The organism is Paraburkholderia sp. HC6.4b (assembly GCF_014200875.1).
Lineage (GTDB): Bacteria > Pseudomonadota > Gammaproteobacteria > Burkholderiales > Burkholderiaceae > Paraburkholderia > Paraburkholderia tuberum.
Window position 1 is genome coordinate 109,437 of sequence record NZ_JACHDC010000024.1, and the last position, 24,856, is coordinate 134,292.

General features: G+C 65.3%; 22 protein-coding genes. 1 reads left to right on the forward strand and 21 read right to left on the reverse strand.

From position 1 onward, the window contains the following. Nucleotides 1-18 precede the first annotated feature (18 nt). The 20 genes from HDG34_RS31700 to flhD all read right to left on the reverse strand — a co-directional run bounded on the left by HDG34_RS31700 (nt 19) and on the right by flhD (nt 22,147). Nucleotides 19-753: an RNA polymerase sigma factor FliA gene (locus tag HDG34_RS31700; protein ID WP_090802497.1), complete on the reverse strand. Its 735-nt coding sequence runs from the start codon at nt 751-753 to the stop codon at nt 19-21. A gap of 30 nt (nt 754-783) precedes the next feature. After that, nucleotides 784-1,653 (reverse strand): AAA family ATPase, encoded by an 870-nt coding sequence (locus tag HDG34_RS31705; RefSeq protein WP_184065958.1) that lies wholly within the window; start codon nt 1,651-1,653, stop codon nt 784-786. Then, nucleotides 1,646-3,595, reverse strand: coding sequence for a flagellar biosynthesis protein FlhF (gene flhF, locus HDG34_RS31710; protein WP_184065961.1), 1,950 nt, complete (start codon nt 3,593-3,595; stop codon nt 1,646-1,648). The genes HDG34_RS31705 and flhF overlap by 8 nt, the downstream gene beginning before the upstream one ends. Nucleotides 3,596-3,841: 246 nt before the next feature. Beyond that, the gene (gene flhA / locus HDG34_RS31715) at nt 3,842-5,944 is read right to left on the reverse strand and encodes a flagellar biosynthesis protein FlhA (protein ID WP_184065964.1); all 2,103 of its coding nucleotides are present in this window, start codon (nt 5,942-5,944) and stop codon (nt 3,842-3,844) included. Continuing rightward, nucleotides 5,941-7,176, reverse strand: a complete 1,236-nt coding sequence (flhB, locus tag HDG34_RS31720; protein WP_184065966.1) for a flagellar biosynthesis protein FlhB — start codon at nt 7,174-7,176, stop codon at nt 5,941-5,943. Before flhB ends, flhA begins: the two co-directional genes overlap by 4 nt. Before the next feature lie 175 nt (nt 7,177-7,351). Further along, nucleotides 7,352-8,668, reverse strand: a complete 1,317-nt coding sequence (locus HDG34_RS31725) for a DUF3443 domain-containing protein (RefSeq protein WP_184065969.1) — start codon at nt 8,666-8,668, stop codon at nt 7,352-7,354. A 14-nt stretch (nt 8,669-8,682) separates the two neighbouring features. Continuing rightward, nucleotides 8,683-9,228 carry a DUF2844 domain-containing protein gene (locus HDG34_RS31730; RefSeq protein WP_184065972.1) on the reverse strand — a complete coding sequence of 182 codons (546 nt, stop codon included), beginning with the start codon at nt 9,226-9,228 and terminating at the stop codon, nt 8,683-8,685. A 337-nt stretch (nt 9,229-9,565) separates the two neighbouring features. After that, nucleotides 9,566-10,276: a protein phosphatase CheZ gene (cheZ, locus tag HDG34_RS31735; RefSeq protein WP_184065974.1), complete on the reverse strand. Its 711-nt coding sequence runs from the start codon at nt 10,274-10,276 to the stop codon at nt 9,566-9,568. 1 nt (nt 10,277) lies between these two features. Further along, on the reverse strand, nt 10,278-10,673 hold the full coding sequence (cheY, locus tag HDG34_RS31740; protein ID WP_018418782.1) for a chemotaxis response regulator CheY: 396 nt from the start codon (nt 10,671-10,673) through the stop codon (nt 10,278-10,280). Nucleotides 10,674-10,734: 61 nt separating this feature from the next. Further along, nucleotides 10,735-11,823 (reverse strand): chemotaxis response regulator protein-glutamate methylesterase, encoded by a 1,089-nt coding sequence (locus HDG34_RS31745; RefSeq protein WP_184066053.1) that lies wholly within the window; start codon nt 11,821-11,823, stop codon nt 10,735-10,737. 5 nt (nt 11,824-11,828) lie between these two features. Continuing rightward, entirely contained in the window at nt 11,829-12,548 is a 720-nt protein-coding gene (gene cheD, locus HDG34_RS31750) for a chemoreceptor glutamine deamidase CheD (RefSeq protein ID WP_018418784.1), read from the reverse strand. Then, entirely contained in the window at nt 12,545-13,507 is a 963-nt protein-coding gene (locus HDG34_RS31755) for a CheR family methyltransferase (RefSeq protein WP_184065977.1), read from the reverse strand. Before HDG34_RS31755 ends, cheD begins: the two co-directional genes overlap by 4 nt. A gap of 204 nt (nt 13,508-13,711) precedes the next feature. Further along, nucleotides 13,712-15,568, reverse strand: coding sequence for a methyl-accepting chemotaxis protein (locus HDG34_RS31760; protein WP_184065980.1), 1,857 nt, complete (start codon nt 15,566-15,568; stop codon nt 13,712-13,714). Nucleotides 15,569-15,607: 39 nt separating this feature from the next. Then, entirely contained in the window at nt 15,608-16,141 is a 534-nt protein-coding gene (locus HDG34_RS31765; RefSeq protein ID WP_090802480.1) for a chemotaxis protein CheW, read from the reverse strand. 78 nt (nt 16,142-16,219) lie between these two features. Next, the gene (gene cheA / locus HDG34_RS31770) at nt 16,220-18,589 is read right to left on the reverse strand and encodes a chemotaxis protein CheA (protein WP_184065983.1); all 2,370 of its coding nucleotides are present in this window, start codon (nt 18,587-18,589) and stop codon (nt 16,220-16,222) included. 96 nt (nt 18,590-18,685) lie between these two features. Then, nucleotides 18,686-19,063, reverse strand: coding sequence for a response regulator (locus HDG34_RS31775; protein ID WP_018418789.1), 378 nt, complete (start codon nt 19,061-19,063; stop codon nt 18,686-18,688). Between the two features lie 83 nt (nt 19,064-19,146). Next, nucleotides 19,147-20,157: a flagellar motor protein MotB gene (motB, locus tag HDG34_RS31780; RefSeq protein ID WP_090802477.1), complete on the reverse strand. Its 1,011-nt coding sequence runs from the start codon at nt 20,155-20,157 to the stop codon at nt 19,147-19,149. A 22-nt stretch (nt 20,158-20,179) separates the two neighbouring features. Further along, on the reverse strand, nt 20,180-21,040 hold the full coding sequence (gene motA, locus HDG34_RS31785; protein WP_090802475.1) for a flagellar motor stator protein MotA: 861 nt from the start codon (nt 21,038-21,040) through the stop codon (nt 20,180-20,182). 136 nt (nt 21,041-21,176) lie between these two features. Further along, nucleotides 21,177-21,827 carry a flagellar transcriptional regulator FlhC gene (flhC, locus tag HDG34_RS31790; RefSeq protein WP_184065986.1) on the reverse strand — a complete coding sequence of 217 codons (651 nt, stop codon included), beginning with the start codon at nt 21,825-21,827 and terminating at the stop codon, nt 21,177-21,179. Then, nucleotides 21,827-22,147: a flagellar transcriptional regulator FlhD gene (flhD, locus tag HDG34_RS31795; RefSeq protein WP_090802472.1), complete on the reverse strand. Its 321-nt coding sequence runs from the start codon at nt 22,145-22,147 to the stop codon at nt 21,827-21,829. Before flhD ends, flhC begins: the two co-directional genes overlap by 1 nt. A gap of 798 nt (nt 22,148-22,945) precedes the next feature. Between flhD and HDG34_RS31800 the strand changes: the two genes are divergently transcribed. Further along, on the forward strand, nt 22,946-24,010 hold the full coding sequence (locus tag HDG34_RS31800; protein WP_184065989.1) for a glycosyltransferase family 4 protein: 1,065 nt from the start codon (nt 22,946-22,948) through the stop codon (nt 24,008-24,010). A 299-nt stretch (nt 24,011-24,309) separates the two neighbouring features. Here the strand turns inward: HDG34_RS31800 and HDG34_RS31805 are convergent, their stop codons facing one another. Continuing rightward, nucleotides 24,310-24,612: an H-NS family nucleoid-associated regulatory protein gene (locus HDG34_RS31805; RefSeq protein ID WP_013090908.1), complete on the reverse strand. Its 303-nt coding sequence runs from the start codon at nt 24,610-24,612 to the stop codon at nt 24,310-24,312. Nucleotides 24,613-24,856: the final 244 nt, after the last annotated feature.

The window sequence follows — 24,856 nt, forward strand, 5'->3', positions numbered from 1 at the left end:
TGCGGCGCCGCGGTGGCGTCAGTTCGCTTCGGCGTTCGCCCAGGCCATTTCGCGCAGTCGGGCGCGCAGGCGTGCCACGGCCTGGCTATGCAACTGGCACACGCGCGATTCGCTGACTTCCATCACCGCGCCGATCTCGCGCAGATTCATGCCGCGCTCGTAGTACAGCGACATCAGCAGCTTCTCGCGCTCCGGCAAGCGGTCGATCGCTTCGATGAGCGCCGAGCGCAGGCTGTCGTCGAGCAGCGCCGAGAGCGGATCGGAATGATCGACGCAGTAGCGGTCCAGAAAAGGTTCGTCGTCGGCGGAGCGGTCGAAGTCTTCGTAGTAGATCAGCTGGCTGCCATGCAGGTCCTGCAGCATCGACTGATATTCGTCGAGCGGCATTTGCAGGTGCTCGGCGACCTCCGCCTCGCTCGCCGAGCGGCCGAGGTTCTGCTCCACCTTGTGCACCGCGGATTCCACTTCGCGCGACGTGCGGCGCAGGCTGCGCGGCAGCCAGTCGTTGCTGCGCAACTCGTCGAGCATCGCGCCGCGAATCCGCTGGCTGGCATAGGTCTCGAACTGCGCGCCCTGGTCTTCCTTGTAGCGGCCGGCGGCATCCAGCAAACCGATCATGCCGGCCTGGATCAGGTCGTCGAGATCGACGCTCGCCGGCATTTTCGCGACAAGCTGCAAGCCGAGTCGACGCACGAGCGGTGCGTACTTCGTCAAAACTTCGGCCTGAGAAATCTTTCCCTGAGCGTTGTACATCGTGCTCCCCTTGTCCTTCGTGCACGCCTTTCAAGCGTGATGCGCGGACGGTTGGTCGGCGTGGTGCGCCGCTGTAACTGTCGCAGGCGCCCGCCAGGGCGTTTGCGACGACATCGCTGGCCGCATCGGCCAGTACTGCAATTCGGCGGCGAGATGGCGGAAGTCGCGCGCGGCCGGTGTCGACGGAAACGCGTCGACCACGCAGCGCGACAGCTCGAGTGCCCGTGCGATGCGCACGTCGGCCGCAATGCAGCCGGCGTTTTCCAACGCGACGGTCAGGTAACGGCCGGCCACGCCGGCGAGATTCGCGAACGCGGCTTGCGCGTCGTTGGCGCTTTGCACGTGATTCGCGAGCACGCGCAACTGCGCGATCGCGTGCGCGTAATGCAAACGCTTGATGCACGCATAGGCCTCGGTGATCGCCTCGCCCGACATGCGCGCGACGATCATCACGTCATGCGCCTGCCTGGCGAGCGGCGACAGATGCCCTTCGTCGTCGAGCTGCGCGTCGATCAGCACGATATCGGCCGAGCCGCCGAGCAGCACACCGAGTTCGGCCTCCGTATGCCCCTCGCGGTTGTTGCGCGAGGCGGACAGCACCGAAAAACCGAGCGCGTGACGCGCGGCGGCGAAATCGACCGGGCTCTCGCCGCGCATCACCGCCGCGAAGTTGCCCGCGCCGCGCAAGCCGCCAAGCATCGCGCTCACCGACTTCTCACCGACGCATTCGTCGATCACCAGCACGTCCTTGCCTTGCTGTGCGAGCGCCGCGGCGAGGTTGACCGCCACGGTCGTATTACCGACGCCCGACGACGCCCCCGCCAACGCGATCACGCGCGCGCCGCCGCGCCCGAGCAGCCGCCGCAACCCTTCGGCTTGATCCGAAACGAACTTATCCAAAGCGAACCTCGTGCAGCTCGGCCGTCGAACGTGCGGACAGCGAGGACAGCAAAGCGGGGATGTCGTCGTCGTGCGGCACGAACGGCGAGTTGTCGCGCGGAATGCAGAAGGTGCTCTTGATCAGGAATTTCTTCGTCGCGACGTAAAGGTTCTCCGGCACCTTCTGTCCGGTCGATACGTAATGCACCGGCAGCTTGTAGCGGATCACCGTATCGAGCACGCCGCCGAGGTTGGTCGCTTCGTCGAGCTTGGTCAGAATGCAGCCGGCGAGCGGCTGCTGGTCCGACGCGCGCTGATACGCCTGCACGACTTCGTTCAACGTGTCGCCGTGGCTCGTCGCGTTGAGCAGCAACAGACGCTGCACCGGCTGGCCGGCGCGGCTTAGCATCGCGATCTGGTCGGACACGAGCCGGTCGCGCTGGCTCATACCGATCGTATCGATCAGCACGATGTGCTTGTTGCGCAACTCCGAGAGCGCCAGCTGCAGATCGGCGCTGTCCTTCACCGCATGCACCGAAACGCCGAGAATCTTGCCGAAGATGCGCAGCTGTTCATGACCGCCGATGCGGTAGCTGTCGGTCGTCAGCAGCGCCACCTTGCTCGCGCCGAAGCGCATTACGCAGCGCGCTGCGAGCTTCGCGGTGGTCGTCGTCTTGCCGACGCCGGTCGGCCCCATCAGCGCGAATACGCCGCCGCGCTCCATCAGCGCGTCTTCGTCCTCCATCACCGGCAGGTTCGACTCGAGCACCGAGCGCACCCAGTCCATGCCGCCGTCCATCGTGTCGACATCTTCGGGCAGGTTGTCGACCAGCATCTGCACGAGCTGCGCGGAAAAGCCGGCGGCGAACAGGTGCTTGGTGAGCGCGGCGCGTGCGGGACTGCGGCGCTGTCGATCGCCCCACAGCAGACCCGCGAAGTGCTCTTCCATCATGTCGCGCATCGACGACAGCTCGTTCATCACGGTGTCCTTGACGACCTGCTCCATGCGCCCCTTGATCGCTTCGGCGACGGCGGACGGCGTGCGGCTTTCGTCAGTAGCGGACGGCACGGGCGCGATCTTCTGAGCGGCGCGGCGCGCAGCGGCTTCGGCGGCTTCGCGCGCCCAGTCGGGCGTGTCGATCACCGGCGGCACGGCGGCCGGCCGCGCGTCGACTGCGCTGCCGAGGCCTTTGGCGGTCGCGACGGCGGGCGTCATCGCGGCGGGACGCGCGCTGTATTGGCCGCTCTGTTGCTGCTGCTCGGCCGCGAGGCGGCGCGCGTGATCGATGAGCCACGGATTCGACTCGGCCATCGTGCGCGGCGCGGCGGCTTCGCTCGATGCGTTAGCCGGCGGTACCGGCACGCCGGCAGCTTTCAGCAAATCCGCGCGGATGTCTTTCGACAGGCGCGCGGCCGCGGCGCGGGCGCTCGCGCCGGAAGGCGCGGCGGCAGCGGCGGGCGTGGCCGGTGCGTTGAACGATGTGGCCGCGCTGGACGCCGACTGGCTCACGGCGGGCGCTGCTTGATTCGCGGACATGCTGAGCGCCTGGCTGAGCGCCGAATTGAGCGCCGTCCTGTTCACCGAGCCGGCCATGAAATCCGCAGCCGCATTCGCCGGCTCGATCGCCGGCGTCGCTTCACCACCCGCTTCCGGGCTCGCGCCGAACACCGACGAAAACACGTCCGGCATTGCGCTCGCGTATGGATTCGTCGGCGCCGCGAACAAGCCGCGCGGGGCCAGCGTCGATGCCGCACCGGAGCCCGTGCCGAGCGCCGCGGCCTGCGCGCCTTCGCGCGCTTTCGGCGTGATCGCGGCGAGATCGCTATCGGCGAGCGCGACGATTTCGACGCTGCCGTCGTCCATCGTGCGATTCGACAGCACGACCGCATCGGGGCCAAGTGCTTCGCGAACGAGACGCAGCGCGTCGCGACTGGTAGCACCGACAAATTTACGAATGTTCAAGCTGGACCCCCGATGAGGTATACGGACTGACGGACCGGCAATACACCGCTTCCCATTGCGATCAATTATTGCGAAAGGCGTCGGGCGACGATCGATGGATAAAGACCGTTAAAGGTGGGTAATTCGCGCGATGGACACACGGCAGACGCATCGTTCGACGAGCCTGGGAGAGCCGTGCAAACGCAAACCGGCGCCCCATTGGAGCGCCGGTTCGTTGTATCGACAGCCGCGAGCGAGCGACCTTCGTCAGCCGTGCGCGCCGATCAGATTGACCACCTTGACGTTGCGCGTATCGGGCACTTCCGCATACGAGAGCACCTTCAGCTGCGGCAGGCTGCGGCGCAGGAAGCGCGCGAGCATCGGCCGCAGTGCGTGCTGCACCAGCAGCACCGGAGCGAGGCCAAGGTTCTGCTGACGCGTCATCGCTTTCTGCGTTTCGGTGAGCAGCGTGTTCGCGAGACCCGGTTCGAGGCCCGGGTTCGGTCCGGTCGATAGCGCCTGCGACAGCACCCGTTCGAGGTTCGCGTCGAGGCCCATCACCTGCATGTCGGCGGTCCCGGGGAACCACTGCTGCGTGATCGCGCGGCCCAGCGCGAGCCGCACCGCGGCGGTGAGGTCGTGCGGGTCGGTGAGCTTGGTCGCGTGTTCGGCGAGCGCTTCGAGGATCGTGCGCATGTCGCGAATCGGCACGCCTTCTTCGAGCAGGTTCTGCAGCACCTTTTGCAGCGTGGTGAGCGGCAGCATCTTCGGCACCAGATCGTCGACGAGCGACGCCGTGTCCTTCTGCATCCGCTCGACAAGCGACTGCACCTCGCGGCGGCCGAGCAGCTCCGACGCGTGCGTGACGACGAGGTGATTCAGGTGCGTCGCGACCACCGTGCTCGAATCGACGACCGTGTAGCCGTATACCTGCGCCTGTTCGCGCAGATTCGTGTCGATCCAGATGGCGGGCAGGCCGAACGCCGGGTCCTGGGTCGGCGTGCCCGGCAGCGCGGCCGATACCTGGCCCGGGTTGATCGCGAGCCACTGGCCCGGATACGCCTCGCCCGAGCCGACCTCGACGCCCTTCAACGCGATCCGATAGCCGTTCGGCCGCAATTCGAGGTTGTCGCGGATATGAATGACCGGCGGCAAAAAGCCGATTTCCTGCGCGAACTTCTTGCGGATGCTCTTGATCCGCTTGAGCAGTTCGCCGTCCGAGTTCTTGTCGACGAGCGGAATCAGCCGGTAGCCGACTTCGAGGCCGAGCGTGTCGATCATCGTCACGTCGTCCCAGCTCGCCTCGGCGTTTTCGACCGGCGCCAGCGCGGCCGGCGCGACGTCGACGAGCGCCGGTGCGTTCTTGCGCTCCTCGGTGCGCTTCTTCATCGTGCGGCCGAGCTGGATCAGGCCGCCGCCGAGAATCAGGAACGCGAAGTGCGGCATGCCCGGGATCAGTCCCATCAGCACGAGAATGCAGCCGGTGATCATCAGCACGCGCGGGTTCGTGAACAGCTGGCCGGTCAGTTGCGTGCCGATGTCCTCGTTGGTCGCGACGCGCGAAACGATCACGCCGGCCGCCGTCGAAATCACCAGCGACGGAATCTGCGCGACGAGGCCGTCGCCGATCGTCAGCAGCGTGTAGTTCTTGCCCGCCGCGGCAAAACTCATGTCGTGCTGGACCATCCCGACGATCAGCCCGCCGATGATGTTGATCACCATGATCAGGAGGCCGGCGACCGCATCGCCTCGCACGAACTTGCTCGCGCCGTCCATCGAGCCGTAGAACTCGGCTTCCTGAGAGATCTCCTTGCGCCGCGTGCGAGCCTGCTCTTCGTTGATGAGGCCGGCGTTCAGATCGGCGTCGATCGCCATCTGCTTGCCGGGCATCGCGTCGAGCGTGAAGCGCGCGGACACTTCGGCGATCCGCCCCGCGCCCTTCGTGATCACCATGAAGTTGATCACCATCAGGATCACGAACACGACGATACCAACCGCGAAGTTGCCGCCCACGAGGAAGTGGCCGAACGACTCGATCACCTGACCGGCCGCATCGGGACCGGTATGGCCTTCGAGCAGCACGACCCGCGTCGAGGCGACGTTCAGCGACAGCCGCAGCAGCGTCGAGAACAGCAGCACGCTCGGGAACGCGGCGAAGTCGAGCGGCTTCATCGTGTACATGCTGACGAGCAGCACCATCACCGACAGCGCGATGTTGAACGTGAACAGCAGATCCAGCAGGAACGGCGGCAACGGCAGAATCATCATGCCGAGGATCATGCAGATCAGCACCGGCCCGGCGAGGGCGCGCAGGTTGGTGCTGCTCAGCGCATCCGGGCGTCGGGCGAGGAAACCGGCGCGAGCGTTCATGCGGAGGCTCCGTTGTTGTCGTCGCTAGTGGCGTCGTTGGCGTTGTCGTCGGCCGGGTTCAGCGTGTTGGCGGCTTCCTCGGCGGCGTCCTCGTCCGCTACGCCGCCCTTGTCGAGTTCGGGCGGCACGTCGAGTTCGGTCGGCGCGACCGGCACGTCGCCGCCTTCGGCCTTGAAGCGGCGCAACTGATAGACCCACGCGAGCACTTCCGCGACCGCGCCATAGAGCGGCCCCGGAATCTCGCGATTCAGATCGACGTTGTGATAGAGCGCACGCGCGAGCGGCGGCGCTTCGAGCAGCGGCACGTTGTTTTCGGTGGCGATCTCGCGAATCCGCGCGGCCACGAGGTTCACGCCCTTCGCGACCACCTTCGGCGCGCGCATCTCGCCGTCCGTATATTGCAGCGCGACCGCGAAGTGGGTCGGGTTGGTCACGACCACGTCGGCCTTCGGCACTTGCGCCATCATGCGGCGCCGCGCGATCGCGCGCTGCTGCTGGCGAATCTTGCCCTTGATGTGCGGATCGCCTTCGCTCTCGCGATGCTCACGCTTCACTTCTTCCTTCGTCATGCGCAGCTTCTTGTGGAACGACCACAGCTGGTACGGCACGTCGAGCGCGGCCACCGCGAACATGCCGGCCACCGTCATGCCGCAGCACACCGCGATCAGATGCACGGAGTTGGCGAGCGCGAGATTGAGCGGCTGCGTTGCGAGCGCGAGGAATTGCTCGTGGCGATTCCAGATCGCCGTGCCGCCGATCAACCCCACCACCAGCGTCTTCGCGAGCGACATGCCGAGCTGGATCGGTCCGTTGATCGAAAATATGCGGCCGAGGCCCTCGATCGGGTTCAGCCGGTTGAACTTGGGCTCGAACCCTTTCGCGGACAGTTGCCAGCCGCCCAGCGCCATCGGTGCGAGCAGCGCGGCAAGTCCGGTGACGCCGAGTATCGGCACGAGCGCGTAGAGTCCTTCGCGACCCGCTGAGCCCGCGCCGATCAGCATGCGGCTGGTGTCGAACGCGCTCGCGTGGTTGAAGGTGAGCGACGCACGCAGCATGTTCTGCAAATGCTCGCCGATGCTGCCCGACATGCCCCATACGCCGTAGAACCCGGCCGCGAGCAGCGCGAAGGTCGACAGCTCCCGCGAACGCACGATCTGCCCCTCCTCGCGCGCCTTCTGCAGGCGCCGAGGGGTGGCGGATTCGGTTTTTTCGAGGTCGCTGTCCTCTGCCACAAAGCTCTCCAGTCGGCCGAGGCACGGCGCCTCTTTCCAGTGAGAGCGATTATTCCTGCTCGACGCAAGCGCCGATCGGCGGATAAGGGCGGAGAAACGGGGGTATTTCGACGGATGAGCGGACGGCTCGCGCGTCTGTCACGCAAGCCGTCCGGCATTGGATCGACGTGTCGCGTCAGAAGGCGACGTAAGGGGGCGCGCCGCTCGCGGTCTGATCGAGGTGGTAGTACACGTAGCGGCCGAAGAAAAACGGCAGACCGAGGTCGAAGCTGGTGTTGCCGCCGATCTGGCCGGCGAGCGTGTTGAACGCGTAGTTGCCGCCGTTGGCGAACAGCGTCTGCGCGTTCACGATGCCGATGCTCGCGACCGCCGACACGTTGTTCTTCCCGACCAGCGTGACCGTGCGGGTCTGCGCCGACGACGGGCAATAGAAGCCCGCGAACTGGCTGCCGCACAGCGTGAGCGTGCTATCGCCGAAGAAATAGGCGTTCGAGCCGGAATCGAGGAACGCCTGGACGGTCGTGCCGTTGAAGGTGCTGTTGTTGAGGTCGCCGTATGGGTCGGTCGTGAACACCTGCGCAGCGGCAAGCGGGTTGTTCCCCTGCGTGCCGATGCCGAACACCAGCGTGCCGGTCGCCGATGCCTGCCCGGTGTTCGACACCGGTGCCATCTGTACGATCACGCCGTTGTTGTCGAGCGGGAAGTTCGCGACCGGATTGGCGATCTGTTGCGGAATCGGCACCGCGGTGCGCGTGCACGACGTGCCGTTCGGACAGGCGAAGTAGTTGCTGTAGGTCGCCGCGGTCGTCGTGTTCGCGCAGGTTGCGCCGCAATCGGTCAGCGCGGTGCCGATGCCGAGGATGCCGTTCGCGCCCAGATCGGCGGCCGTGTTTTCGGCCGGGCCGCTGCCGCAGCCGCTTGGTACCGTGCTCGCGGCCTTGTCGCCGATGATCTGCAGCGGGATGCTGCCGGTCGTCGTTTCGCCGCCGAGCGTCACGATCGCGGTGCGCACCGAGCCCCACGTGTAACCGTCCGCGAACGTCGCGCACTCGGCGAGCTGCGCGCCGTTGCTGCCGATCGTGCTGACCGGCAGCGCGCCGAGCAGCGTCGAATTGAGCACTGAACTGACCACGCGCAGGCCAAACGAGCCGGTGTCGACCTGGATATTGTCGATGGTCTGACAGTTGCTGGTCGAGCCCGGCGCGCAGATCCTCACGCTGACGGTCGGGATGTTGATGACACCCGAAACGCCCCGGCCGACCGTGATCGGCACCGTGTTCGACGCATTCGCGGAGATCGGCTGCTGGGTCGGGCTGGCCGGCAGCGAACCGCCGTTCAGTCCGTTCGAGGTGTTGCCGCCATTGTTGGAGCTGGAGTTGTTGTCGCTACCGCCGCCTCCGCCTCCGCAGGCGACGAGCGTCGCCGTGAGCAGCACGGCAAGCGCGGCCTGCATCCAGCTTTTGATGTTCGCTGTCGTGAGCATGGTTCGCATCGTGGTCCTCGCCGTTACTGGATGTCGGAACCGCTGACGCCGGCCGGCAGCGCGGAGGGCAGCCACGCGACGCCGCTGAACGCGCCCATGTGGCCGCCCGAACGCACCACCAGCCCGCTCTCGTCGACGGCGACCGGCCCCCGCGCATTGCCGCGCGCGGCCCGCACGGCCTTCACGCCGGCCACGTACTGCGGGAAATAACTGCCGAGCAGATCACTGAGATCGGGCATTTGCGGACCATGCCACGAAATCCCGAATACCGCGCCACTCGTGCTCAGGTATTCGCGCACCACGGTGCCGTTGCCGAACGTGGTCTCGCGTACCGTGTAGGAAGCGGGTGTGGAAGATGTGGAAGACGCCGCGCTCGATTCAGAACGCATGACACTTTGCGATGTGCCGCTGGCGGGCTGCACCACGCGGGAGGACACCGACGCGTCGGACGGCGGGGTAAGCGGCGCGCTGCCCAGCGCCGCATGGGCGGACTGCGCGGCCGTCAGGGCCAATAACGAACATGGCAATACGAGCGCCGTGACTCCGGCGCGACCAATACGACTCCACATGAGAAGCTCCTCCCGAGCCGCGGCACGCTTCGCCGACTGCGCGAAGCGGCCGCTTATAGGCAGATGATACGGCACCGCCGCGGCCGCAACGCTGAGGGATGGCCTCACCGGGCGACTGCCCGGCGTTGCGCGGGCCGGGTGCCGTACCGCTTTGACCTCGTAGTATGCCTGCGGATTCTTTCAGCCGGCGCAAGGCGCGCCCACGCGCGCGACTTGCCGACTATTACTAGCAGCAAAACGTACGGAAGATGGGTAGCCGGTACTCATTGAATGCGTGTTTGGCGCAAATCGCGGAGAAACCACCAGCCCGGCGCGCTTGCCGGGCCGAGACACTTGCTCAGAAACCGAGGCTCGCGAGCAGATCGTCGACCTGCGATTGATCCTGCACCACATCCGTCTTGCCTTCCGGATTGATCTGCGGACCGTTGAGCAGATGCTCCGGGCTGCCCGTCGACGACACCTCCGCCTTGAGAGCCGCGGCGTTCGCCGCGAACTGCTCGCGCCGCTCGAGCGCGATGTTCTCGACCAGCACGCCGAGCAACTGCTGCTCGATCAGATAGACGACGTCGGTGATCTTCTTGATCACCTGGCCGGTCAGATCCTGGAAGTCCTGCGCGAGCATGATCTCCATTAGCTGCGAGTTGGTCGCGCCGGTCGCCTCGGGCACGCCGCGCAGGAAGGTGCGCGTGTCGTTCATCAGCGCGCGCACTTCCTCGCGCTCGATCGGCGCGGCGTACCACTGCTCCCAGCGCGCGTCGAGCGCGCCGGCGTCCTGCTGCAACTGCTCCTGGATCGGCTTCGCGACGTCGATCGCCGACAGCACGCGCTCGGCGGCCTGCTCGGTCATATTGGCGATGTACTTCAGGCGATCGCGCGCGTCGGGCACGGCTTCGGCCGCGCGCTCGACGTGCTTGTCGAGCCCGAGTTCGCGCATCGAATCGCGCAGCGTGCGCGTCAGTTGTCCGATGCGGGCAAGGATGCGGTCCGACGCGAAGTCGCCGCTGTCGTTCCCAGCTTCGGCGCCAGGCGTTTGGGTCGGCGGCGTCACGTCAGCTCCCGGCTTTCGCCATTTTCTCGAGGATCTTGTTGAGCTTCTCGTCGAGCGTCGCGGCCGTGAACGGCTTGACGACGTAACCGCTCGCGCCGGCCTGCGCCGCCGCGATGATGTTTTCCTTCTTCGACTCGGCCGTCACCATCAACACCGGCAGGTGCGCGAGGCTCGCGTCGGCGCGGATTTCCTTCAGCATCGCGAGACCGTCGAGGTTCGGCATGTTCCAGTCGGAGATCACGAACTCGTAGCTGCCGCTGCGCAGACGCGCGAGACCGGCCGCGCCGTCTTCCGCCTCGTCGACGTTCGAGTAGCCCAGTTCCTTCAGCAGGTTGCGGACGATCCGGCGCATCGTCGGAAAATCGTCAACCACCAGAATCTTCATTCCCTTGTCCATTTCTTTCCCTTTGCTTGATCCATGTTGCGGCGCTCGGCCGCGTCATTCCATCCGGCACGCATCATACCCGCTGAACGCGGTCACCCATCGACGACAAACGCGCCATCACGCGCCGGCTCATGTCCGGCAGCGCGGCGATTTCGTCGGCCGCGCCGAGCGCGATCGCCTCGCGCGGCATGCCGAACACGATGCAACTCGCCTCGTCCTGCGCCAGCGTGTAGGCACCGGCCTTTTTCATCTCCAGCAGCCCGGCCGCGCCGTCGCGCCCCATGCCGGTCAGGATCACGCCAACGGCGTTCTTGCCCGCATGCTGCGCGGCCGAACGGAACAGTACATCGACCGACGGACGATGCCGGTTCACCGGCGGGTCGTCGGACAGATGCGCAATATAGTTCGCACCGCTCCTCGCGAGCAACAGATGCGCATGGCCCGGCGCGATGTACGCGTGCCCCGGCAGCACACGCTCGCCGTGCTCCGCTTCTTTAACGGTAATCCGGCACAAACCATTGAGGCGTTGCGCGAAAGATTTCGTAAAGCCCGGCGGCATGTGCTGCGCGATCAGCACCGCGGGCGCGTCGGGCGGCAGCGGCACCAGCACTTCGCGGATCGCTTCGGTGCCGCCCGTCGAGGCGCCGACGATAACCAGCTTCTCGGTACTCAGCAGCGGGTTGTTGAAGAGCGGCGCGGCGCCGGCCGGCGCCTGCGCGGTCTGGGTGGCCGCATGCTGCGCCGGCGCCGCCTGGCGTACGCGCGCGCGGGCTGCCGCGCGAACCTTGTCGGCGAGCTTTTCCGCGTAGTCGAGCATGCCGTCGCGAATGCCGACCTTCGGCTTGGTCACGAAATCGACCGCGCCGAGTTCGAGCGCGCGCAGCGTGATTTCGTTGCCGCGCTCGGTCAGCGACGACACCATCACGACCGGCATCGGCCGCAGACGCATCAGCTTCTCGAGAAAGTCGAGGCCGTCCATGCGCGGCATTTCGACGTCGAGCGTCAACACGTCCGGGTTGTGCTGCTTGATGAGCTCGCGCGCGACGAGCGGATCGGGTGCCGTCGCCACCACCGTCATGTCCGGCTGGCTATTGATGATTTCGGTCATCAGGCTGCGGATCAGCGCCGAATCGTCGACGCACAATACCTTGATCTTTTGCACAGCGCTCACGCCTCCTCTGTGGTTCTGGCGTTGTTGGAATGAGTCGGGCGCGGGCTCGCGCCGAACAATTCGATTCTCGGCCGCGCGGCGGCGGCGGCCGGCTTCGCGAACAGCTCGACCCGCTTGCGCGCGGCGGCGAGCCGCTCCGCGCGTGCTTCGGCGCTTTGCCGCACGAGCGCCTGCTCGCGCTCGGCGACGCCCGCTTCCTGTTGCAAGCGCAATTTCTTCACCATCACCTGACCGGTGCGCGGCATGAACGCGACCTTGCGCGGGTGCGAGCCCTGCAGGTCCTCGGCGACGATGCGGATCTTTTCGGTGGCCAGATAGCGGCGCACGAACTCGGAGTTGCGATCGCCGATGTTCATCGTCGTCATGCCCGCGAGCACCGCGCCGCCGCCAAACACCTTGGCCTCGAAGCGCTCGCGCCGCCCGCCCGCCTTGATCAGTTCGTTGATCAGCACTTCCATCGCGTACGCGCCGTAGCGCATCGAGTCCGACGCGGCCTGCGCGACGTCGGCGCCGTCGTCGGGCAGCATGAAGTGATTCATGCCGCCGATGCCCGCGGTGCGGTCCTGGATGCAGGCCGCGACGCACGAGCCGAGCACGGTCACGAGCACCATGTCTTCGCTAGTCGTATAGAACTCGTTGGGCAACAGCTTCACGCCGGGGCGCTGGAAGTGGTTGTCGTAGTACAGGTTCGAAGCGATCGGCAGCGTGCTGCTCATGCGGCCACCCCGCTCGATTGATGCGCGTCATGCGCGTTGGCGCGCGACGGCGCGCGCGCGCCGCCCGCGTCACGCGTCAGTTCGTAGACGGTCTGGCCGCGCAACCGGAACGCTTGCGTCACGTACGTGAAGTTTTCCGAATGGCCGGCGAACAACAGGCCGCCCGGTTTCATCAGCGGCTCGAAGCGCGACAGCACCTGCGCCTGCGTCGGTTTGTCGAAATAGATCATCACGTTGCGGCAGAAGATCGCGTCGAACTGCGTGCGCAACTGGTAATCGCGATTGGTCAGGTTCAGTTGCTCGAAGCGCACGAGCGCGCGCACTTCGGGACGCACCTTGACCATCCCCGCATGCGCGCCCGTGCCCTTCAGGAAGAAGCGCTTCAACCGCTCGGGCGACAGGTGCTTGACCTGGTCGAACTGGTAGACGCCGGCCTCGGCCTTCGCGAGCACCTGGGTGTCGATGTCGGTCGCGAGCACCGACGCCTGGCGCGCGCCGCTGTCACCGAGCGCTTCGATCAGCGTCATCGCGATCGAGTACGGCTCCTCGCCCGTCGATGCCGCCGAGCACCACACGGACACCGGTTGCGCACGGCGCGGCACGAACTCGGCGAGGATCGGAAAGTGATGGGCTTCGCGGAAAAACGCCGTGAGGTTGGTGGTCAGGGCATTGGTGAACGCTTCCCACTCGGCCGGATCGTTTTCCGCTTCGAGCAGATCGAGATACTGCCGGAACGTATCGATGCCGCGCGCCCGCAAGCGGCGCGCGAGGCGGCTATACGCCATGTCGCGCTTGTGGTCCGACAGCGAGATGCCCGCCCCGCGATGAATCAGCTCGCGGATGCGGGCGAAATCGGCCGCCGTAAATTCGAAATCGCGGCCCGTCTCGACGGACCTGGCCGGCTCTGTGCGGTCAGGTGCTGCCCGCGCGGGGCGTTGTGTTGCGCGCGTTGCCATCATGAAAATTCCTGTCTGCGATATGAGCCGTCACGCTCGCCGCCCAGCCGGACTGCCTGAGAGGTAGGAATTGTCGTCGCGGGGTCGCGCCCTCCCGCGAGTACCATCGACATATGGCCGGCTCGCGACACGCGTGCTGCGCGTGCTTCGATGCTTCGCCCATCCGCGGGCGCGATGCCGGTTGACCACATGTCACTCTGCCGTTGCCTAAAATGTTTCCCAGTCCGCGTCCGAGCTCGCCTTCGCCGTGCCCGGCGGAGCGGCGCGCGTGGGCGTGTCGGTCGTGACGCGAGCCGCGGCTGCGGCCGGCCGGGGCTTCAATGTCGGTTCGACGCGTGCGGCCGCGTCGTGCTGAGTGGGGGGCGCCGCGCTCGCCGCGGTTGCCTTCGATTCCTTGCTCGCGCCCACCGGGTTCACCGGAGTCGCCGCGCTCGCCGCTTGCGGTGCAGCCCTGGCGAGCCGCGCGGGCGTCTGCGCACGCGTCGCCGGAGCGCTCTGACGCGCCGGTGTGCCGGTTACCTTCCAGCCACCCAGCACCGCCTGCAACTGCCGCGTCTGATCTTCGAGCGACGCCGCCGCGGCCGCCGCCTGCTCGACCAGCGCCGCGTTCTGCTGCGTGACCGAATCCATCTGCACGACCGCGCGGTTGACCTGCTCGATGCCGCCCGACTGCTCTTCCGACGCCGCGCTGATCTCGCCCATGATGTCGGTCACGCGACGCACCGCCTGCACGATTTCGTCCATCGTCGTGCCCGCGCGGCCGACCAGCTCGGAGCCGCTCTTGACCTTGTCGGCCGAATCGCCGATCAGCTCCTTGATCTCCTTCGCGGCGCTCGCGCTGCGCTGCGCGAGGCTGCGCACTTCGCCCGCGACGACCGCGAAACCGCGGCCCTGTTCGCCGGCGCGTGCGGCTTCGACCGCCGCGTTCAGCGCGAGGATGTTGGTCTGGAACGCGATGCCCTCGATCACGCCGATGATGTCGACGACCTTGTTCGAACTGGTCGCGATTTGCTGCATCGTCGTGACGACCTGGCTCACCACGTCGCCGCCGCGCGTCGCGATGTCCGACGCGTTGACGGCGAGCTGGCTCGCCTGGCGCGCGTTCTCGGTGTTCTGCCGCACGGTGCCGGTCAGCTGATCCATGCTCGATGCGGTTTCCTGCAGCGACGCCGCTTGCTGCTCGGTGCGCTGCGACAGATCGGTGTTGCCCATCGCGATTTCGCGCGCGCCGGTGTCGATCGATTCGGTGCCGCTGCGGACCGCGCGCACCATCGTCGCGAGGCTTTCCTGCATCCGCTTGATGCCCGCGAACAGACGGCCGATTTCATTGTTGCTGAACACCTCGACGGGGGTGGACAGGTCGCCCCCAGCGATCCGCTCGAAACAGGCGGTCGCGTCGTTCAGCGGCTGCACGATGAGCCCGCGCAGCGCGAAACGGATGCCGACCACCACCAGCAGCGCGAACGCCGTGGTCACGCAAATCAGCATGATCATCAGCGACGCGCTCGACTGCGCGCTCGTTTCCTGATCGGCCACGCTCTGCCGCAACGCCTGAATCACCGCGGCGGCGGCCGCGTCGTAGGCGATGAACATCGGGCTGATCTTCGTGTCCGCGACCGCGTGATACGCGTCGAGATCGTTCGCGTTCAACGCGGCGAATTCGACGTCGACGCCGTCGTGCATCACCGTCGTACGCTTCGCGAGCACATCGTCGAGCAAGGCCTGCTCGACGCGGTGCTTCGGCGCGTCGAGATACGCCTGCCAGCTCTGCTTGCTCTTGCCGAGCAGCTCCTGCGCGCGATCGAGCGCCTTCTTCGCCTCGTCCGCGTTACCGGCGGCCGTCAGCGTGTTGAAGCGCTCGATCGCGATGCGCGAACGCAACAGATACGCCGACGCATCGTCGAGCGCATGAATCGCGACCAGTTCGCCGCGTGCGATGCGATCGAGCGAGCCGCTCGCGCGATTCAGCGCGGTCAGCCCGAGCGCGCCGACTACTACGGTCAGCGCCGCCAGAAGAATCCCCACCATCGTCAGCGACGTGCGGATCGACCACCTGCTCAGCATTTTGATGCTCCTTGTGCCGGGTTCCGTTACTGCCTGCGCTCAGACGCCGAGCGTTTCGGTCAGCGACATCTCGGAGCTGGTCATCAGCTTCTCGATGTCCATCAGGATCAGCATGCGGCCGTCGACCGTGCCGAGACCGGTCAGGTATTCGGTCGTCAGCGTCGCGCCGAATTCCGGTGCCGGCATGATCTGATCGACCGCGAGCGTCAGCACGTCCGACACGCCGTCCACGACCATGCCGACCACGCGATGCGCGACGTTCAGGATGATCACGACGGTCTGATGGTCGTACTCGACGCGGCCGAGATGGAACTTGATCCGCATGTCGACGATCGGCACGATGATGCCGCGCAGGTTGATCACGCCCTTGATGAACTCGGGCGCATTGGCGATGCGCGTCACGTTGTCGTAGCCGCGGATTTCCTGCACCTTCAGGATGTCGATGCCGTACTCTTCCGCGCCGAGCGTGAAGACGAGGAATTCCTGACCGCCGGCGTCCGCCTGCGCGTCGCGGCGGCCATTCGTACCGCTCGCGTTTGCGACGCTCGAATTGATGGATTGGACTTCTGCCACGTTAGCCCCCAAACGGTTGGGATGAATTGAGTTGAAGTTGTGTTGCGATGTCTGTCAGTGCCGCGTTTGCTGCGTGCGTTAGGCGAGGCTCATCGCCTGCGCATGCCCATGCGCATGACGCGATTCGCGGTTCAGCGCCGCGACGTCCACGATCAGCGCGACGCTGCCGTCGCCCAGAATGGTCGCCGCGGAAATGCCGTGCACCTTGCGGTAGTTCGTTTCCAGATTCTTCACGACCACCTGCTGCTGGCCGACGAGTTCATCGATCAGCATCGCGAAGCGCCGTCCCTCGGTCTGCATGATCGTGACGATGCCCTGGGTCGGCTCCTGCTTCGCATCCGACACGTTGAACACCTCGTGCAGCGCGACGAGCGGCAGGTATTCGCCGCGCACGCGCACCACGCGCTCGCCGTTGGCGACCGTGTAAATGTCTTCGGCTCGCGGTTGCAGCGACTCCATCACGAAGTTCAGCGGCAGGATGAAGATCTCGTTGCCGACCTTCACCGACATGCCGTCGAGGATCGCGAGCGTGAGCGGCAGCACGATCCGCGTGGTGCTGCCCTTGCCCGCGTGCGACGTGATCTCGACGTGACCGCCCATCGACTGGATGTTGCGCTTCACCACGTCCATGCCGACGCCGCGGCCGGACACGTCGGTGACCTGCTCGGCGGTCGAGAAGCCCGGCAGGAAGATCAGGTTCCAGACTTCCTCGTCGCTCATCGTGTCGCTGACCTGCATGCCCTGCTTGGCCGCCTTCGCGAGGATCTTGTCGCGGCGCAGGCCCGCGCCGTCGTCGCTGACCTCGATGACGATGTTGCCGCCGTGGTGCGCCGCCGACAGCACCAGCTGACCGGTCGAATCCTTGCCCGCCGCGCGCCGCGCCTCGACGGTCTCGATGCCGTGGTCGAGACTGTTGCGCACGAGGTGCGTCAACGGGTCGATGATCCGTTCGATAAGGCTCTTGTCGAGTTCGGTCGCCTGACCGAAGGTGACGAGTTCGACCTCCTTGCCGAGTTTCGCCGCGAGATCGCGCACCAGACGCGGGAAGCGGCTGAACACGTAATCCATCGGCATCATGCGGATCGACATCACCGCTTCCTGCAGATCGCGCGCGTTGCGCTCGAGTTGCGCCATGCCGTTGAAGAGCCGGTCGTGCAGCGCCGGATCGAACGTGCTGGTGGTCTCCGCGAGCATCGCCTGCGTGATCACCAGCTCGCCGACCAGATTGATCAGCTGATCGACCTTCTCGACGCCGACGCGAATCGAGCTGCCTTCGGCGCCGGCCGCCGCGGCGGCCGGACGGGGCGCCTTGCGGTCCTGATCGGCGGACGCGGCCGAAGCCGGTTTGGCCGCCGCCTGAGCCGCCGCGGGTGCCGCAGGCGGCGGCTCGATGCTGTCCGCCTGACCGGGTGCGCTTGCGGGCGCAGCGGTGAGGGCCGCCGGGGTCGACGATGCTGCGGGCTCGGTGTGAAGGACCGGCTGCGCCTGCGCTTGCGCCGCGGGAGCGGCGGGCGCGACCTGCGCGGATTGCGCAGATTGCGCCGGTGTCGGAACGGCAGCGTCGGGCGTTCCAGGTTCGCCCTGCTGCGCGTCGTCCGCCGGCGCGGTGCCACGGCCGATCGTGATCTGACTTTCGTCGATCACGAAGCAGCACACGGCGATGATGTCGTCGGAGGATACGTCGCTCAAGAGCCACAGCGTCAGATCGCTGCCGCTCTTGACCTGCCCGACGATGTTGCCCAGGTTGCCCAGCTCTTCGGTGAGCAGCTCCTGGTCTTTCTCTCCCACGCCCCGTAGCGTAATTTTCAGATGTGGGCCGGCGCTGTCGGCCGTGCCCGCGGCTTGTCCGGTCTGTGCCGGTTCGCCGTCGATCCATTCGCCCGCCGCCTGCACCGCCTGTTCGACGACGTGCTCGGGCGGGGTGCCGCCTTGCTGCTGTACCGCGGTTGCTTGTGTTGTTGTTTGGGTTGCCGTCGCCTGCGCTGCTGCAGGCGCGGGGGCGCTCACGGCCGGCGCGGTTTCGGCGCTCGCCGCCGCTGCCGGCGCGCCGCCCATGCGGCTTTCCGCGTGCAGCTGCTCCAGCTTCGCGCAGATCGCGCGCGCCACCGCCGCATCGGGCTCGGCGCTCGCGCGATAGTCGGCGAGCTGGCCGGACAGCACGTCCTTGGTTTCGAGGAACGTGTCGATCATGTCCTTGCGCAGCACCAGCTCGTTGTTGCGCGCGCGATCGAGCAGCGACTCGAGAATGTGCGTGGTCTCGGTGAGCGCGGTGAAACCGAACGTTGCCGCGCCGCCCTTGATCGAATGCGCGGCGCGAAAGATCGCCGCGAGGTCTTCGGGGTCCGGGTGGGCCACGTCGAGATTGAGCAGCAATTGCTCCATCTGCGCGAGCAGTTCGTCCGCTTCGTCGAAGAACGTCTGATAGAACTGTGTGATGTCGAGTGTCATGCCTGGTTCACCGCGAGAGTGCCTGTCTGGCTTGAGTCGCCGTAGAGGCGCGTCGAGAGCTATCTGTACTGTGTCTAAAGGTGTTGATGACGCGGATCAAGCCGGGTCCGGTTCGGCCAGCGCCGCCACCAGCTCGGTCAGCATGTCCGGGTCGAGCGGCTTTTCGATCCAGCCGGTCGCGCCCGCCGCGCGCGCCGCCTCTTTGAAGGGTTCGCCCGATTCCGTCGTGAGGACGAGGATGGGCGTCGCCTGATAGGCTGGATTTCCGCGCAGCGCGGTGATCAGATCGAGACCGGTCTTGCCGGGCATGTGCTGGTCGGTCAACACGAGATCGAACGCCATCGCGAGCGCGTTTTCGAGCCCTTCGTTGCCGTCCGCCGCGAGCGTGACTTCATAGCCGGCGCCCGTCAGCGTCGCGGCGAGGATCTGCCGCATCGATGCCGAATCGTCGATTGCCAGGATGTGCCTGATCATGAAAACCTCGCTGCGCTTAACACTGGGCCGCCGGGCGGTGCGCGCCGGTCGGGCGCGGGCCGCGGCCCGGCGGCCGCGGTCTGTTACTGGGCCGGTGGCGCCGCCGCCGGCAACTTCGGTGCAGCCGTCACCGGCTGCGCAAGTCTTTGCAGCAGCGGCTTCGAGCCGGCTGCGTCGTCCGACAGGGTCGTCGTCGTGGAGTCGTCGTGATCGAGCGCCTCCTCGGACTTCCTGTTCAACACGATGATGCTGATGCGACGGTTTTCCGGATCGAGCGGGTCCGCCTTGTTCAGGTTCTGCGTCGACGCGAGACCGAGCACGCGCATTACCTTCGCTTCGTCCATGCCGCCCGCGACCAGCTCGCGCCGCGATGCGTTGGCGCGGTCGGCCGACAGCTCCCAGTTGCTATAGCCCTTCTCACCGCCCGCGTACGGCACGGCGTCGGTATGGCCCTGCACGATGATGCGGTTCGGCACGTCGTTCAGCGTGTGGCCGATCTCGCGCAGGATGTCGCGCATGTACGGCTCGACGACGTCGCGTGCGGTCGCGAACATCGGCCGCTTCTGCGAGTCGACGATCTCGATGCGCAGACCGGTCAGCGTCGAGTCGATGCGGATCTGCTGCTTGAACTGGCGCAGCACCGGGTTCGCCTCGATCGCGGCCATCAGCTTGACCTGCAGGTCGTGCAGGCGCACCTGTTCCTGGCGTTCGAGCGCGCCCGTCAGCTGCTTCACGGAGTCGTCGTCGTTGTGCGACGCGGTGCGCTCGGCGCGGCTGCTGCTGCCGTCGGTCGAGCGGGTCACGCCCTGCGCGTCGGTCGAGATGTCGCGACCGCCGCCCTTCAGGATGCTCGAGTCTTCGGCGCTGCGATCGCCGCCCCACAGCGTGATCTTCAACGGCTGGTTGAAGTAGTCGGCGATACCTTTCAGCTGCACGGTGGAGGCCGAACTCAGCAGCCACATCAGCAGGAAGAACGCCATCATCGCGGTCATGAAGTCCGCGTACGCGAGCTTCCACGCGCCGCCGTGATGACCGGACTTTTTCGGCGCGCTGCGCTTGACGACGATTGCGCGGTCTTTGTCCTTGCTGCTCATCGGTTCGGTTCCCGTCGCCTGCTTATTTCGCCTTGACGCGGCGCACGTGCTCTTCGAGCTCGGCGAACGACGGGCGCTCGGTCGAGAACAGCACCTTGCGGCCGAACTCGACCGCGATCGCCGGCGCGTAGCCGTTCAGGCTCGCGAGGATCGTCACCTTGATGCACTGGAACATCTTGGTCGACTCGGTCACGCGCTGCTCGGCGACGCTGGCGAGCGGCCCGATCAGCCCGTACGAAAGCAGAATGCCGAGGAACGTGCCGACGAGCGCCTGCGCGATCATTTCACCGAGCACCGCGGGCGGCTTGTCGGCCGAGGCCATCGTGTGCACGACGCCCATCACCGCGGCGACGATACCGAACGCCGGCATCGCGTCGCCGACCTTGGTCAGCGCGTGCGCGGGCGCCTCGCCTTCCTGGTGGTGCGTCTCGATCTCCTCGTCCATCAGGCTTTCGATCTCGAACGCATTCATGTTGCCGCCGACCATCAGCCGCAGGTAGTCGGTCAGGAACTCGATGATGTGCTTGTCGGCGAGGATCTTCGGGTACTGCGTGAAGATCGGGCTCTTCGACGGGTCGTCGATGTCGGCTTCGAGCGTCAGCGTGCCTTCCTTGCGCGCTTTCGCGAGCAGCACGTACAGGAGCCCCATCAGCTCCATGTAGACGTCCTTGTTGTACTTCGCGCCCTTGAACAGGGTCGGAATGACGCGCAGGGTCGCCCGGATCGTCTTCATCCCGTTACCGAGAATGAATGCGCCGACTCCGGCGCCGACGATCATCAGCACCTCGACGGGTTGCAGCAGCGCGCCGAGATGGCCGCCTTCGAGCGCGTAACCGCCGAAAACGGACAACAGCGTCACGAGTGTTCCCACGAAAATCAGCACTGCCGAGCCCTCACAAAAAAGCGACGGTTACCGTCGTTAGTCAGGTTTACGGCACCGGGGCGGAAAACTTTGGGGAAAAAGACGGCGCTCGAGTCCGGTGTAAACCAGAGGCTTGCGCTGCCTCAACGCGTGCTGCTCAGACTTCGGCGGTGACGAGGGTATCGAGCGTGGGGGCGGGGCAGCGGGCCTCGTGAGCTCGCGCGTCGGTCACTTGCGGCACCTCGGCCGGGACTCCGGCGACGGCGATTTGCCGCTCGGCCCGCGTTTGCGCCGCCTTCTTCGTCTTGCCCGCGCGCGACGGCGGCTGACACAGCCCGCACACGAACCCGTGCTGCGGATCGTGCGCGTGCGCGACGAAGTGGCCGCCGCAGCGGCGGCAGGCGCTCATCTGCAGCATGCCCGAGTCGAAGAAGCGCACCAGCGTCCAGGCGCGCGTGAGACTGAGCACCGGCTCGTCGTCATGCAACTGCACGTGCTCGAGATACAGCCGGTAGCTCTTCACGATCGATTCGATCGCGCGGCAGCCGCCGTGACCGGCCATGAAACGGTAGATGTTGTAGAACAGCGACGAATGAAAGTTCGGCTGCCAGGTCATGAACCAGTCGGTCGAAAACGGCAGCATGCCCTTGGGCGGCGACACCCCTTTCAATTCCTTGTACAGCTTGACGAGCCGGTCGCGCGACAGGCTGGTTTCCGCCTCCAGCAATTGCAGACGCGCGCCCAGTTCGATCAGCTCGATCGCGAGGGTGATTTCCCGGACTTCGAGTAAGACGCTCTTACTGGCCATTAGCCGATCTGCTCGACCGGCTGGCTCGCCATCAGGATCGCCGAATGAGCCTGCGCCATCGCGCTGGACTTGTCCTTGTCCGCAAGGGCGGACAGCACCGCGTGATCGTCGAAGCGGAAGCGGCACAGCATCTGGTTGGACGCCGCGAGCTTGACGGTCTGCGCCAACGACAGATTGGCGAGCACGTCGGCCAGCTGGTCCGAAATACCCATGCGGAACATGCCCATCGGCTTGTCTTCGCGCAGCAGACGCTGGGCGAGCAGCAGATAGGAAAGATTGACTTCCCTGATCTCACTGAGCATATGGCTAGTCGTGCTCATGATTTCCCCCGTTCGTATGCCCGGCTGGTCAGGCCGATTTTTGCGGAAACGTTTGCTCGAACGCGCGCGCTGAATCCGCGCGAATCCGCTCGTCTCTGGTCTTGCAAGCATTGTCTCGAAAGGGGGCACAGCCGAAAATCGGAGAGACACCCCAGCTGGATGACGGATTAATCCGTCATTTGTGTAGGAATTATTCCTACAACCCGGGTTGCGGCGAGGCACGAGTTGGGCCGAATTGATGCGCGGGGCGGGACTGACGATGCGTGCTGGGAATTTATACGGCTGCGGCGTGTACCGGATGGTGAGTTTTCAGAACTGCACCGCCGCACCGTAAAACGGTGGAAAAGAATTATAAGACGTTTTCAGCCGGCTGCAATCTGGCTCGGTTAGAGATCTTTCCCAGCTCATCCGACCCTCGGGTCCGCCGCTTGCTACGGTGCATTTCGCCTGTCGAGCTTGATTGAGTCGGTGGAATTACGCTTCCCGATTATGGGGACTTTTTTGCGGCTCGACCTTGCGCGGCAGCTGTAACGGTCGATGTTTCGCGCTGTAACAACATTAAGCGTTTGAAAAATAACTCGAATTACCGCGGTCGATCCCGATAATGAAGGCTAAGGGATTACCCGATAGCTATTTCGGAGCACCCTCGGGCGGGGCAAACCGCGCCCAACCGTCCGGTTAGGCAGACGTACCACGCGCCATTCAGCCGTGGTGCGAAGCCCCGGTAAGTATCAAAAATCCGCATGGGATCCGGGTCGGCGCCACAGCGCTAACTTTGATCGACACAGGAGAAAACGCATGCGAATCGCACAAGTCGCGCCGCTCTACGAAGCTGTCCCACCGAAACTCTATGGCGGCACCGAACGTGTCGTGTCGTATCTGACCGAAGCGCTGGTCGAGCTCGGCCATGACGTCACGCTGTTCGCGAGCGGCGACTCGGTCACGTCCGCCAATCTCGAGGCATGCTGGCCGCGCGCGCTGCGCCTCGATCCGACGATTCGCGATGCATTGGCGCCGCACGTGCTGATGATGGAAAAGGTCCGCAAGATCGCGCACGAGTTCGACGTGCTGCACTTCCATCTCGACTACCTGCCGTTCCCCCTGTTCACGACGATGGACACGCCGTTCGTGACCACGCTGCACGGTCGTCTCGACCTGCCGGAATTACAGCCGGTGTTCGACGCGTTCTCGCATGTGCCGGTCGTGTCGATTTCGGATTCGCAGCGTCTGCCGCTGCAGCAGGCCAACTGGCTCAACACGATCTATCACGGTCTGCCGGACCAGTTGCTGACGCCGCAGCCGCACAAGAAGCCCGAATATCTCGCGTTCCTCGGCCGCATCTGCCCGGAAAAACGCGTCGATACAGCTATCAGGATCGCCGCGCAAAGCGGTCTGCCGCTGAAGATCGCCGCCAAGGTGGACAAGGTCGACATGGAGTACTTCAAGCGCGAGATCGAGCCGCTGCTGTCGATGGCGCATGTCGAGTTCGTCGGCGAGATCAACGAGGCGCAGAAACCCGAGTTTCTGTCGGGCGCGAAGGCGCTGCTGTTCCCGATCGACTGGTCCGAGCCGTTCGGCCTCGTGATGATCGAGTCGATGGCCTGCGGCACGCCGGTTATCGCGTTCAACCGCGGCTCCGTGCCTGAGGTGATCGACCACGGCGTGACCGGCTATATCGTCGAGGACGTGCAAGGCGCGGTAGCGGCTCTGCAGCGTCTCGACGAGCTGTCGCGCGTCGAAATCCGCGCCCAGTTCGAACGCCGCTTCAGTTCGAAAACGATGGCGCAGAACTATATCGACGGCTATTCCGCCTTGATTGAAACGTCGCGGCGCCCGGTATTGCGCCAGGTCGCGGTCGGCTAGGCGCGCCTGAAAACGGCCGGCGCTTTTACGGCTGGCCGTTTTCGGCCCGCATTGAAGCGGCGCTGTGAACCTTCGCTTATAACGCCGCAATAGCGGCGAGTCCGGCATCGGAATCGTTTGCGCGAGCGAAAAACGAAGTCTTTTGGCTGCCGGACGCGAAAAAGCCGCCCTGTATGGGCGGCTTTTTTAATACAGGGATGGTTGCGCTTCCACGGTGGACTTGCGCGCGGCGAATAAGCCAAACAGCAAAGAAACCTTCAGACCGCCTTCACCCCGTCTCACATCAGGTCGGGCGGGCGTCACGCCGAGCCAATCAGAAATCGCTCGCGATTCTTGCCGACGATCCATTTGGGCGGCTTGCCGCGCCCGCTCCATGTATTGCCCGACTTCGGGTCCTGATATTTCGCCGGCAGCGGCGTCTTCTTGGGCGGGCGGCCGCGCTTGGCGGCGACCGCGAAACCGAGATCCTGCGCGGTCAGACCGTATTCGGCGATCTTTTGGCGGATGTCGGCGACGACATTGTCGATTTCCGTGCGTCGCGCTTCTTCTGCCTGTGCCTGCAATTTGGCAATCTGCGCCTTGAGGTCTGCATATTGAGACATTCGGTTCTCCCCTTTTCTAGAACTCATTCGACCGCAGACTAGCTGCAATTATAAAAATTCGCAATGGCGACTAATACCGGTTTAGCGAATTTTCCTCTGATAATTATTAAAGAGTGTGAATTGTAAAACCTGCGCTTTATCTCGTAATAGTTTATAAATTCTGTGCGGATTGACAATCTTTGACACTCGATTTGGCGCTGTCTGCCTAGAATTGCGCGCTCAAGGTACGTACTCGCCCTTTTCG

Coding starts and splice junctions, on each gene's coding strand:
- HDG34_RS31700 (WP_090802497.1), bottom strand. CDS start 753: ATGTACAACGCTCAGGGAAAGATTTCTCAGGCCGAAGTTTTGACGAAG.
- flhA (WP_184065964.1), bottom strand. CDS start 5,944: ATGAACGCTCGCGCCGGTTTCCTCGCCCGACGCCCGGATGCGCTGAGC.
- HDG34_RS31725 (WP_184065969.1), bottom strand. CDS start 8,668: ATGCGAACCATGCTCACGACAGCGAACATCAAAAGCTGGATGCAGGCC.
- HDG34_RS31730 (WP_184065972.1), bottom strand. CDS start 9,228: ATGTGGAGTCGTATTGGTCGCGCCGGAGTCACGGCGCTCGTATTGCCA.
- cheY (WP_018418782.1), bottom strand. CDS start 10,673: ATGGACAAGGGAATGAAGATTCTGGTGGTTGACGATTTTCCGACGATG.
- cheD (WP_018418784.1), bottom strand. CDS start 12,548: ATGAGCAGCACGCTGCCGATCGCTTCGAACCTGTACTACGACAACCAC.
- HDG34_RS31755 (WP_184065977.1), bottom strand. CDS start 13,507: ATGATGGCAACGCGCGCAACACAACGCCCCGCGCGGGCAGCACCTGAC.
- HDG34_RS31760 (WP_184065980.1), bottom strand. CDS start 15,568: ATGCTGAGCAGGTGGTCGATCCGCACGTCGCTGACGATGGTGGGGATT.
- cheA (WP_184065983.1), bottom strand. CDS start 18,589: ATGACACTCGACATCACACAGTTCTATCAGACGTTCTTCGACGAAGCG.
- HDG34_RS31775 (WP_018418789.1), bottom strand. CDS start 19,063: ATGATCAGGCACATCCTGGCAATCGACGATTCGGCATCGATGCGGCAG.
- motB (WP_090802477.1), bottom strand. CDS start 20,157: ATGAGCAGCAAGGACAAAGACCGCGCAATCGTCGTCAAGCGCAGCGCG.
- flhC (WP_184065986.1), bottom strand. CDS start 21,827: ATGGCCAGTAAGAGCGTCTTACTCGAAGTCCGGGAAATCACCCTCGCG.
- flhD (WP_090802472.1), bottom strand. CDS start 22,147: ATGAGCACGACTAGCCATATGCTCAGTGAGATCAGGGAAGTCAATCTT.
- HDG34_RS31800 (WP_184065989.1), top strand. CDS start 22,946: ATGCGAATCGCACAAGTCGCGCCGCTCTACGAAGCTGTCCCACCGAAA.
- HDG34_RS31805 (WP_013090908.1), bottom strand. CDS start 24,612: ATGTCTCAATATGCAGACCTCAAGGCGCAGATTGCCAAATTGCAGGCA.